This window comes from Frankia sp. AgPm24, assembly GCF_023243055.1.
Lineage (GTDB): Bacteria > Actinomycetota > Actinomycetes > Frankiales > Frankiaceae > Frankia > Frankia umida.
The window spans coordinates 1-11820 of sequence record NZ_JALKFW010000011.1 but is presented as its reverse complement, the minus strand read 5'-3'; the positions used below and the strand labels follow the sequence as shown (position 1 = coordinate 11820).

The 11820-nt window shown below is 71.0% G+C and carries 7 protein-coding genes; 4 read left to right on the top strand and 3 right to left on the bottom strand.

Features of this window, described 5'->3' with window-relative positions:
• Nucleotides 1-1069, top strand: a 1069-nt coding sequence (locus tag MXD61_RS04440) for an ABC transporter substrate-binding protein (protein WP_248811581.1), incomplete at its 5' end; no start/stop codon positions are given.
• A gap of 181 nt (nt 1070-1250) precedes the next feature.
• On the top strand, nt 1251-2423 hold the full coding sequence (locus MXD61_RS04435; protein WP_372511925.1) for a branched-chain amino acid ABC transporter substrate-binding protein: 1173 nt from the start codon (nt 1251-1253) through the stop codon (nt 2421-2423).
• Nucleotides 2424-2635: 212 nt separating this feature from the next.
• On the opposite strand, the gene MXD61_RS04430 is transcribed toward MXD61_RS04435, so the two are convergent.
• Nucleotides 2636-3160: a hotdog fold thioesterase gene (locus MXD61_RS04430; protein WP_248811580.1), complete on the bottom strand. Its 525-nt coding sequence runs from the start codon at nt 3158-3160 to the stop codon at nt 2636-2638.
• Between the two features lie 240 nt (nt 3161-3400).
• On the opposite strand from MXD61_RS04430, the gene polA reads away from it, so the two are divergent.
• Together polA and MXD61_RS04420 are read left to right on the top strand one after the other, a co-directional pair.
• The gene (gene polA, locus MXD61_RS04425) at nt 3401-6055 is read left to right on the top strand and encodes a DNA polymerase I (protein ID WP_251079431.1); all 2655 of its coding nucleotides are present in this window, start codon (nt 3401-3403) and stop codon (nt 6053-6055) included.
• A 643-nt stretch (nt 6056-6698) separates the two neighbouring features.
• Nucleotides 6699-9773, top strand: a complete 3075-nt coding sequence (locus MXD61_RS04420; protein WP_248811578.1) for an EAL domain-containing protein — start codon at nt 6699-6701, stop codon at nt 9771-9773.
• Here the strand turns inward: MXD61_RS04420 and MXD61_RS04415 are convergent.
• Nucleotides 9763-10803 (bottom strand): M4 family metallopeptidase, encoded by a 1041-nt coding sequence (locus tag MXD61_RS04415; protein WP_248811577.1) that lies wholly within the window; start codon nt 10801-10803, stop codon nt 9763-9765. The genes MXD61_RS04420 and MXD61_RS04415 overlap by 11 nt on opposite strands.
• Nucleotides 10804-10964: 161 nt before the next feature.
• The gene (locus tag MXD61_RS04410; protein ID WP_248811576.1) at nt 10965-11678 is read right to left on the bottom strand and encodes a hypothetical protein; all 714 of its coding nucleotides are present in this window, start codon (nt 11676-11678) and stop codon (nt 10965-10967) included.
• Between the last annotated feature and the right edge of the window lie 142 nt (nt 11679-11820).

Genomic DNA, 11820 nt, shown 5'->3' with positions numbered 1-11820 from the left:
CTGTCCCGGGGGCGCGGGGGGGGGGGGGCGGCCGCGCGCCGGGGCGGGGGGGCGGGGCGCCGCGCCTGCCACCCCCCCCCCGGCCCCCCCGGGCGGGGGCGGCGGGCCGCGGACCCGGCCCTACCCGAGCTACTTCCGCCTGACCGGCACGGACGACCTGCAGGCGCAGGTGGCGGCCGAGTACGCCGTGCGCACACTCGGTCGTCGCCACATCGCGGTCGTCGACGGCGAACCCCGCTACGGCACGACACTCGCCGATCGGTTCACGGCTCGGGCCACCGCGCTGGGCGCCTCGGTGACGTCGACGTACCCGGTGCGTTCCGGTGACGGCGACGACCCGCCGGTCGACGAGGTGGCGGCGTCCCTCGAGCGGGAGGCGCCCGATCTGATCTACCTGGACGCGGACGCGTCGTTCGCCGGCAAGCTGCGCGCCCGCCTCGCCGAGGGAGGGCTGTCCGTCCAGGTGCTGGGTTCGGACGCGTTGCTGCGCCCGCGCTACCTGGACGAGGCGAAGAGCGCGGCCGACGGGGACCTGATCACCAGCCTGCTGACCGCGCCGACCCGGCTGCCGGCGGCCGGGGCGTTCGTCGCCGCCTACGCGCAGCGCTTCGGTGGGGTGCCCGGCCCGGGGCAGGCCGACGAGACCCGCGCGTCGCGCACGAGCGGCACCGCCTCGGCGGCCGCGTCCGCGACACCGGCGGCGGACCCGGCCGAGGCCGACACCGCGACACCGGCCGCGGCGCCCAGTCGCAGCGCCGATGAGCAGGCCGACCACGATGCGGCCGTGAAGCTCGCCCAGCGTCGGGCCGAGGCGCTCCCGGCCGTCGCCGCCTACGCCTACGACGCCGCCCGGGCGATCATCCGGGCCGCCGCGACCGTGCTGCCCGGGCGTCCCGGCGTGGACGCCACCGTCCGGCGCGATCTCGTCGCCGCGATCGGACGCGGCTCCTTCGTCGGTGTCAGCGGGACGGTCGGCTTCGACCGTTACGGCGACACCCGCTCCCCGTCGGTCGCGCTCTACACCGTTCTCGCCGGACGGTTCGTCGCCCTGAGCACCCAGACCCGCTGACACCACCCGTCCGCTGGGCGGCACCGAGCCTCCGCCATCCCGGTAAAGCTACGAATGGTGACGACACGCTTACCTAAAGTGTCCATGGGATGTGCTCGCTCGGCTAGGTTTCGTCACAACAGGTTATCTGTCGGATACCTGTAGTCATCGATGATGGCGGCGAAGCTACGGAGGGCGTGGCATGAGGGTGGCAGGACGGCGTGTGGGAGCACTCGCGATCGCGGCCACGATGGTGGCCGGAGCCATCCTCGCCGGCTGTGGTGGATCGGACGGCGAGCAGGGCAAGAAGGAGTACCTGCTCGGTTTCCAGGGGCCGCTGTCCGGAGACAACCAGCAGCTCGGGCTGAACGCCTACGGGGGGATGCTCACCGCCGTCGACCTCGCCAACCAGCGTCCCGACCTGCCGTTCCGGCTGCGGATCGTCGCCTCCGACGACCAGGGCCTCGCGGACCAGGGGGCGACCGCGGCGCAGAAGCTCGTCGACAACCCGAACATCCTCGCGGTCGTGGGACCGGTGTTCTCCGGGCCGACGAAGGCGAGCGAGCCGCTGTACAGCGCGGCCGGGCTGCTCTCGGTCAGCCCGTCGGCCACGGCACCAGGCCTGACCGATCTCGGTTTCACCACCTTCTTCCGGGTGATCGCCCCCGACACCGTGCAGGGCGCCGCCGCCGCGGAGTACCTGTCCAAGGTGCTGAAGGCCCGTACGGTCTTCTCCCTGGACGATCGCAGCGAATACGGCATCGGCCTGTCCGGCGCGCTGGAACGGTCACTGAGCGCGCACGGCCTCAACGTCACCCACGACGGGATCAACCCGACGAAGGACTACGGCTCGGAGGCCTCGAAAATCATCGCCGCGGACCCGGACGTCCTCTACTACTCGGGGTACTACTCCGAGCTGGCGCTGCTGGTGCGGGCCCTGCGGGGCAAGGGCTTCACCGGAAGGATCGTCTCCGGGGACGGGTCGAACGACGACCAGCTGATCCGCCAGGCCGGCACCGGTAACGCCGAGGGCGTCCTGCTGACCTGCGCCTGTGGGGATCCGAACAGCGACCCGGCCGCCGCCGGGTTCGTCGGGAAGTTCCGTTCGGTCAACAGCGGCATCCGCCCGGGGACCTACTCCGGCGAGGCCTACGACGCCACCAACGCCATCATCGACACGGTGCGCCGCCTCGGGGACGCGGCGAACCGCTCGGCGCTGGTGGCCGCCTTCGGCTCGGTGAACATCCCCGGTGTCACCAAGCAGATCACCTTCCGCAAGGACGGCAACGTGGACGGCTCGACCGTGTACGTCTACCGGATCCGTGACGGCCGACGGACGGTGCTCGGCCCCGTCGACACCCTGGCGAAGCCATGACCCACGGCGCTGTGGACGCCCCCGCGGGTCGCCGCGCGGGGGGCTCTGGATGCGGCACCCGGGACCGGCTTTGGTGCCGTCCGGACCTTCCCCGCGTCCGCACGTTGTCTACTCGCAGGACCCGGGTGCCACGGGCGATGAGGCTAGGCCCCTCGCCGCATCCGGTCAATGTACCGGTCTCCGCCTGGTGTGTCCGTTCGGATTACCACCGGCTACCGCGAGCCGGGACGGATCATGCAGGTGAGTCGGCAGGTGCACACCGCGCGTCCGGTCTCGTCGGTGATCCGGATGTCGTAGGTGGCCAGTGTGCGCCCGCCGTGCAGACGGGTGGCGACGGCGGTGATCGTCCCTGCGGTGGCGGACCGGTGATGGGTCGCGTTGATCTCGATACCCACGGCGAGCGAGCCCGCGGGGGCGCCAAGGGTCGCGCCGATCGACCCCACCGTCTCGGCCAGTGCCACCGACGCACCGCCGTGCAGCAGCCCGTACGGCTGCCGGTTGCCCTCGACCGGCATCGTCGCGACCACACGCTCGGCCGCCGCCTCCGTCAACACGATGCCCATGTGCCGTTCGAGTTCGCCGCGGACCCCGTTGAGGTAGGCGACCAGCTCCGCCTCGGGGGTTTCAGGCGTTCCGGGGGTTGCGGGCGTCTCGGGGGCGCCGGGATCACCGCCAGGTGTGGGTCCCTGCCCGGGGGTACCAGCCGAGCTCGGAGGATCCGCGTCCGTCGTCGTCATCTCGCCGAGCCTAATCATGGCCGCTGCCCGCCACTGTCGGGTTCGTGTCCACACGGTGCCCGTCGGACGCCCGCTCCGCCGGTGTCCCGAACTGTCGGACCCACCGCCTAGACTCGCCGCGTGCCCGTGACCTCGTCGACATCGTCCTCCGGCCGGGCGAGCGCCGCTCGGTCCGCCAGCCGCGCCCGCACCGCCGCGTCCGCCGGTGCCACCGCCACTGACGCCGCCGCCCCGCGTCTGCTGTTGCTGGATGGGCACTCGCTGGCCTACCGGGCCTTCTACGCGCTCCCGGTGGAGAACTTCTCCACCACGACGGGCCAGCCGACGAACGCCGTCTACGGGTTCACCTCGATGCTGATCAACGTCCTGCGTGACGAGCGGCCCACGCACGTCGCCGTCGCGTGGGATCTGCCGACGCCCACGTTCCGGCACACCCAGTACGCCGAGTACAAGGCCGGCCGGGCCGAGACGCCGTCCGATTTCGTCGGGCAGGTCAGTCTCATCCACCAGGTGTGCGAGGCGCTCGCGGTGGTGGGGGTCAGCGCCGCCGGTTTCGAGGCCGACGACGTGATCGCCACCCTCGCCACGGCCGGGAGCGCGGCCGGCATGCAGGTGCTCGTCGTCACCGGCGACCGGGATGCGCTTCAGCTCGTCAACGACCAGGTCACGGTCCTGATGACCCGCAAGGGCATTTCGGACATGACCCGCTTCACCCCGGCCGAGGTGGAAGCGAAGTACGGCCTGTCCCCGACGCAGTACCCGGATTTCGCGGCGCTGCGCGGCGACCCGTCCGACAACCTGCCCTCGGTGCCCGGCGTGGGGGAGAAGACCGCCACCAAGTGGATCCAGCAGTTCGGTTCCCTGGCGGAACTGGTCGACCGCGCCGACGAGATCGGCGGGAAGACCGGGGCGTCCCTGCGGGCGCACCTGGCGTCGGTGATACGTAACCGTTCCCTGACCGAGCTCGCGCGCGACGTGCCCCTGCCGGTGGGGCCGGACGACCTGCGCCAGCGCCCGTGGGACCGGGAGGCCGTCCACCAGCTGTTCGACACCCTGCAGTTCCGGGTGCTGCGCGAACGCCTCTACGCGGCGCTGGCCACCACGCCGCCGCCGGTGGAGGAGGGGTTCGACATCGAGGTCACCACCCTCGGTCCGGACGAGGTCACCGACTGGCTCGCGGCGCACGCCCGCGGCACCGGGCGCACCGGTCTGCAGGTCCGGGGTACCTGGGGGCGGGGCACGGGGCTGCTGTCGGGGCTGGCCCTGGCCACCGCCGACGGCGCCGCCGCCTGGATCGACCCGACCACCCTCACCCCGGCCGATCTCGATGCGCTCGGTACCTGGCTGGCCGACCCGGCCCGGCCCAAGGCCGGCCACGACGTCAAGGGTCCGATGCTCGCGCTCGCCGAGCTCGGCCTCACCCTCGCCGGTGTCACCAGCGACACGGCGCTGGCCGCCTACCTGGCCCTGCCCGGCCAGCGTACGTTCGACCTCGGCGATCTGGTCGCCCGTTACCTGCACCGGGACCTGTCCGCCGAACCCGCGGGCGACGGCCAGCTCACCCTGGACGGGTCCGGCGAGGCCGAACAGTCCCAGGCCGACGCGGTGCGGGCCCGGGCCTGCCTGGAGCTCGCCGACGAGCTCGACGCCGACCTCGAGCGCCGCAGCGCCGCCACCCTGCTGCGGGACATGGAGCTGCCGCTGGTCACGGTGCTCGCCGGGATGGAACGCGCCGGCATCGCCGCGGATCAGGACCATCTGCTCGAGCTCGCCAAGCACTACGGCGCCGAGGTCACCACCGTCGCGGACCAGGCCCATGAGCTCGTCGGGCGCTCGTTCAACCTCGGCTCACCCAAACAGCTCCAGCAGATCCTGTTCGACGAGCTCGGTCTGCCCAAGACCAAGAAGATCAAGACCGGTTACACCACCGACGCCGACGCGCTGGCCTGGCTGGCCGTGCAGTCCGACCACCCGTTGCTGCCGGTCCTGCTGCGCCACCGGGACGTGGCCCGACTCAGGACGGTGATCGACTCGCTGCTGCCGATGATCGACGATGCCGGGCGCATCCACACCACGTTCAACCAGACCATCGCCGCGACCGGCCGGCTGTCCTCCACCGACCCGAACCTGCAGAACATTCCGATCCGCACCGCCGAGGGCCGCCAGATCAGGCAGGGCTTCGTCGTCGGCGCCGGCTACGAGGAACTCCTCACCGCCGACTACTCGCAGATCGAGATGCGGATCATGGCGCATCTGTCCGGCGACGAAGGTCTCATCGAGGCTTTCGGTTCCGGCGAGGATCTGCACACCTTCGTCGCCGCCGAGGCGTTCGGCCTGCCCGTGGCCGAGGTCGACCCGGAGCTGCGCCGACGGATCAAGGCGATGTCCTACGGTCTGGCCTACGGCCTGTCCGCGTTCGGGCTGGCCTCCCAGCTCGGCATCGCCCCCGACGAGGCACGTGAGCACATGGACGCCTACTTCGCCCGTTTCGGCGGCGTCCGGGACTTCCTGCGAGGCGTCGTGGAACGCGCCCGCCGCGACGGCTACACCGAGACCATCCTCGGTCGCCGCCGCTACCTGCCCGACCTCACCAGTGACAACTCCCAGCGCCGGCAGATGGCCGAACGGATGGCCCTGAACGCCCCGATCCAGGGTTCCGCCGCCGACATCATCAAGATCGCCATGCTGGGTGTGGACCGGGCGCTGCGAGAAGGTGCCTTCACCTCCCGCCTGCTGCTCCAGGTGCACGACGAACTCGTCCTCGAGATCGCCCCCGGCGAGCGTGCGCAGGTCGAGGAGCTCGTCCGCACGGAAATGTCCGCTGCCTACACCATGTCGGTACCCCTCGACGTCAGCGTCGGTTCCGGTCGCACCTGGGACGAAGCCGCGCACTAGCCGCACCGCGAGGTCGCCAGGGGAAGTCGACTCCCACTTCTGCCTACATGCGCACATGGGTGCATCTGCGGCGTTGTGGTGTTATGTCCGTAATGCGGATTTCTGGCATCCGTGTGCCGCCGGTGTGCTTGCCGAGGCAGGGCTGACAACGGTCTCCGAACCGGGGGTCAACACCCCGCCGGCTTTGACCGTTGATTTTCTTTGTCCTGCGTCAATCGTCTGGCTCGTGGCCGTCTGTCGTGCGCGGATCCGCTTGTACCGTATACGTTCTGATAAGGTACCCAGGTTTAGGTGATATGGGGTTCCTGGGTGGCTTCTACGTAGGGTGAAGGTGCTGTCTGCGAGGTTAGACGGCGGGCCACGCCGGACATGGTAAAGAAAGCCTGACCCTCGCCTTGGCGGCGGCGCGGCATCCCGGGACCGTCCTGCGCCCGCCCGTACAGCCCGTCGAGTGCGGGCGCATCCAACGTGCAGACAGGCCCCGCCAGGTCGCACGGACGCCCTCGTCTGGCCGGGCCGCCGGGCCGCCGGGTGGTCTGCGTCGCTCCAGTTCGTGACCGGACGCGTCGAAGACTCGTGGGTGTGACGGCCCGGGGTGTACCGACCCTGACGGACCTGGGTCGGCGGGGGAGGGAATCATTTCGTGGGCACCGAGTGGAGACGTTCCGAGCAGAGGCGGGTCCTGGTTCTCCTCGGCATAGCTGCGGTATTCCTGCTCGCGGTGGTTCTTCCGGGGTCGGCCCTGCAGCCCTGGTGGATCGGCTGGTTCGTCTGTGCGGCCGCGGCGGCCAGCCTCGTCGTCCGTTGGACGACCCGGTCATGGTCGGTGTGGGTGCCCTCGGTGGTCGCGGCGGCGTCCGCCGTGGTGCTCGGGATCGGGCTGGCTCGGGCGTCGTCGTCGGACGAGGCGTCGGCCTACCTGCTGTGGTTCGTGGCGCTTGCGATCTATGTGGCCTGGGCGCGTCTCCCCGCGGCGCTGGCGATCCTCGGCCTCGCCGTGGCCATGCTCGCCCTCGGTGCCTGCGTGGGCGATGATCTGCCGACCGTCGGCGGGCCGGCGATGGCCGCCGTGCTGTGCGTCGTCGCCGCCGGCACGTTGCGCCTGCGTTCGGGACCGCGCCAGGACGAGATCGACGCCCTGACCCGGCTCCCCAACCGCAGCGGAACCCTCCACCACGGCGAACGCGTGGTCGCCTCGATCGTGGCGCAGGGCGACGAGGCGGTCCTCGTCCTGGTCGACATCACCAGGTTCCATGAGATCAACGACGCGTTCGGTTACGCCGGCGGCGACCAGCTCCTCCAGGACGTCGCCCGCCGCCTGCGGACGATGACCCCCTCGCCCGCCATCGTCGGACGCGCCGGCGGCGACGAGTTCGTCCTGGTCTTTCGCCACCCCACCGCACCGTCCACCGTCGCGGCATCAGCGGCATCAGCGGCGCCAGCGGCAGCGGTGGGCGCGGCGCCGTCGACGACGGACAGCGATCCGCGGGCGGAGTTCGCCCGCCAGGTCCTGCACCGGGTGCAGGGGCCCTTCCGGGTCTGCGCCGTCGATGTCGCCATGGACGCCTCGGTCGGGATCGCCGTCGCACCCCGCGACGACCTGACGATGGCGGGCCTGCTGACCTGCGCGGACGTGGCGCTTGCCCGGGCCCGGCACGAGGGGGAGAGCATCGGTGTCTGGGCTCCGGGCCTGATCGGGGTGCAGCCCGCGCAGATCGCGCTGTACGCGCAGTTGCGCGCCGCGATCGACCGTCAGGAACTGGTGCTCTTCTACCAGCCGTTGCAGTCCGCGCACTCCGGCGCGATCGTGGCCGCCGAGGCCCTGCTGCGGTGGAACCATCCCACCCGCGGCCTGCTGGCCCCCGGTGACTTTCTGTCCCTGGTCGAACGATCGCCCATGATCGCGGACGTGACCCGCTGGGTGCTCGGCGAGGCCGCCCGCCAGTGCGCCGCCTGGAACGCCGCGGGTCTGCACCTGGCGGTGTCGGTGAACCTCTCCCCGCGGATGTTCGTGCTGGACGACCTGCCGCGGGCGGTGGTCGGCGCGCTGAACGCCCATGGTCTGCCCAGCGACGCGCTGACCCTGGAGATCACCGAAAGCGCCGTGCTGACCCAGCCGGAGCGGGCCGCCGAGATGCTGAGCCAGCTGTGCGCCCAGGGCGTCGAGGTCTCCCTGGACGACTTCGGCACCGGCTACAACTCGATGGAGATCCTCAAGGCCCTGCCCTTCGACGAGGTCAAGATCGATCGTGGCTTCGTGACGGACGCGAGTGGCAGCGCGCCGGACGCGGCGATCGTGCGTTCCGTCATCGAACTCGGCCATCGCCTCGGCCTGCGCGTGGTCGGCGAGGGCATCGAGGACGAACGCACCCAGAAGATGATGATCGATCTTGGCTGTGACCTGCTGCAGGGAACGGTGATCTCCCCGCCTCTGCCGGCCATGCGGATGACCGCGTTGCTGCAGGCCCAGGCGACCGGCAGCCACCCGATGGGCGCCAGAGGTCGTCCGGCGGCCCCACGCCGCGCCGCCACCGCCTCACCCATCGCCACCTTCACCCCGAACGGCTCTGCCACCCCGAACGGCTCTGCCACCCCGAACGGCTCTGGCACCTCCAACGGCTCTGGCACCTCCAACGGGAACGGTGCGCGTCCGAGTGAGAAGGAGAGCCCCCGACTGGAGGACCGGGCGATCCTCGACGATCTGCACATCCTGCGGAGGTCCCCGGAGCCTCCCTTCGAGGCCCTTGCGGCGATCGCCGTGGAGGCGACCGGCTGCGCCGCGGCCGCGATCATCTTCCGGGACGGTGACCGTGAATGGTCCAAGACGCATGTCGGGACCGGCTCCTCGATCCTGGCCCAGGAGTGCGGGATCGCGACGCGGGTGATCGCCGAGCGGGCCTTCGTGGAGTTGCAGGACCTGACCGTCGACGCCGACGTGTCCCGCCGGCGGTATGCCGCCGGGGAACAGATCAGGTTTGCCGCCGGAGCGCCGATCCTTGCCGCGTCGGGAGCGGTGCTCGGCGCGCTGGTCGTGGTCGACCGGTGCCCGCGGCGCCTCAGCGTGGGCCATCGACGCGCGCTGACAGCCCTGGCCGGGCAGGTCATGGCCCTGCTCGAGGCACGCCGCGAAGCCAACGCCCTGTCGCTGGTCAACGGTGCCCTGGCCGACCTGGACCGGCTCTGGTTCGCCCAGGACCTCGACCATGCCGTGCGGGTGATCACCGATGTGGCGCAGGCCCTTGTCGGCGCCGACGACCTGGTCCTGCTGCTGTCCGAGGTGCCCGGTTCGACGATCTACCGGGTGTTCGGTTCGCGGACCCGCTCCGGCGGGCCGCCGGTGATTCCGCTCGGGGAGGCCCGCCAGCCCGAGGCCGGTCGGATGTTGCAGGCCGCGCTGCGCTCCCAGGGACCGCTGTTCCTCGCGGACGCCCGCGAATCGCCACTGATCAACAGTGAGATGGCGACCCGGTTCATGCTGGGCTCGGTGTTCCTGGTGCCGCTGTCGGGCGAGGGTGGTCTGCTCGGCGCGATCGCCGCCCGGTGGTCGAAGAACCGCAGCGCGGTCGATCCGGTGGTGGTCAGTGCGCTCACTCTGCTGGCCCGCCAGTCGGCACACACCCTCGTCCGGCTACGTGCGGGGGAGGACAGGCTGGGCGGGGCGGCCCTGCTCGACCCGTCACCGGAACCCGCCGCCGCCCGCGGCGGGTTCAGCGGATGACCTCCACCTCCCGCCAGGCCTCGCTGACCACACGCCGTTCCTCGGGGCCGAAGAGCTCCTCCGCCTGGCGAGCGGTGATGGCGGCGAACGTCCGAAACGACACGTTCTCCTGGATGCGGGTGGCACGCAGGCTGGCGTACCAGATCGGCCCGGCCTTCTCCCAGGCGTGACCGCCCAGGGCGAGCGCCGCCAGATAGAACGCCCGGTTCGGGATGCCCGAGTTGATGTGCACGCCGCCGTTGTCGGTGGCCGTGTGGACGTAGTCGGACATCCGCGCCGGCTGCGGGTCCGCCCCGAGCACCGGGTCGTCGTAGGCGGTGCCGGGCGCCTTCATCGAACGCAGCGCGACGCCCTGCACCGAATCGGCGAGCAGCTCCTGGCCGATGAGCCAGTCAGCCTGCTGCGCGCTCTGGCGCCGGCCGTACTGCCGAACGAGCGAACCGAACACATCACTGATGGATTCGTTGAGTGCGCCGGACTGCTGGACATACGCCAGCGACGCCTCATGCTCGGTCACGCCGTGGGTCAGCTCGTGGCCGATGACATCCAGCGACAGTGTGAAACGGTTGAACAGCTCACCGTCGCCGTCGCCGAAGACCATCTGCTCGCCGTCCCAGAAGGCGTTGTCGTAATGGTCGCCGTAGTGAACGCTGGCGACCAGGGACATACCCGCGTCATCGATCGAGTCGCGGCCGAGAACCGTCGCGTAGAAGTCGTAGGTGGCGCCGAGCCCCTCGTAGGCCTCGTTGACGGCGGGATCCTCGACGGGCCCGTTGCCCTCGCTACGTACCGTGACACCGGGCAGTTTCTCCAGACCGACGGCGTCGGCGACGGTCCGGCGCGGCCGGGGGGCTTCGGCCGGCGCGGTCGGCTCGTCCCCGTCACCGAGAGCACGCAGCAGCGAGTCATGGGCGCGGATCGCACGGTGTGAACTGTCGCGCATCAACGTGGCCAACGCCCAGGTGCGCTGCGGCTCGCTGCCGTGGCGCGCGATGCGTTCCAGGATGTGCGGCGGGACGGCGCAGGCCACCGGGAAACCGCCGGATGGGAAGCTGCCGGATGGGAAACTGCCGAATGGGGAGGGGCGCGCGGGGGACATGGCGGGCTCCGGAGACGGGAACGGGACCGGGCCGGATTCGGCACCGGACGAACGGACCATGACAAAGGCGGTCCGTCACCGTTTCGAGGTTCCTACTCTCGTCCCGATCTGTCCACGGATTGACTGTTTGTTCGCGGCCGGTGGATGTCGGAGGTCGGCGTGTCGCGACCGTTTCCGCGAGCGTCTCGCGCCGCACGCCGTACCGATCGCAGTGCGATGCGGACGAGTGCCAGCGCGAGCCCTCCGACGACGAACCAGGTCATGTGCGCGTCCAGCCAGTCCACCGCCTGCCGCATACCGGGGGAGGCCGCGCGCGCCGCCGCCAGGTACACGGCGGTCTGCAGCAACGAGCCGACCGCCAGGAACCGCAGGAAGCGACGCATCGGCACATCACCGGCGCCCAGAGCCGCGTCCACCGCGACGTTCGTGTTCACCAGACAGAACCACAGCAGCGGCGTGCGGGTGTTCGGGCGCGTCAGTGCCGCGACGAGTCGGCTGCCGCCCAGCGAACGCAGCAGCACCGAGCGGATGTTGTTACGGGCCAGGGCGAAGTAGCCGACATCGAGCAGACCCCGCAGCAGCGCCGCGAGCAGCAGCGTCGGGACGAACGGCACCGTGCCCCCGACCAGCACCAGCACCCCCCAGGTCGGGCGCAACGCGACCAGCAGCAGCGGTGCCCGCCGGCTGAGCACCGGCAGCAGCACGAGGCCAAGGACACCGAGACCGATCAGTGTCGCGGTCAGCAGCACGGGCCACAGATGATGGGACAGGCGAAGCCGGCCCCGCAGCCGATCGGGAGCAGGCATCCCGGTCATCGGATTTGCGCCGTGGATACCCCGGCCTTCAGGCCGGGGAGGAAACGGTGCCCCATGCTGGAACGCATGAGCGAATCCTTTCGGTAGCATAGAAGCATGTCCCGTTACCGTCTCTCTCCGACGTCCGGGCAGG

Bases quoted from the DNA above. Each gene is read 5' to 3' on its own strand.
- MXD61_RS04435 (WP_372511925.1), top strand. From the start codon at position 1,251: ATGAGGGTGGCAGGACGGCGTGTGGGAGCACTCGCGATCGCGGCCACG.
- MXD61_RS04430 (WP_248811580.1), bottom strand. From the start codon at position 3,160: ATGACGACGACGGACGCGGATCCTCCGAGCTCGGCTGGTACCCCCGGG.
- MXD61_RS04410 (WP_248811576.1), bottom strand. From the start codon at position 11,678: ATGCCTGCTCCCGATCGGCTGCGGGGCCGGCTTCGCCTGTCCCATCAT.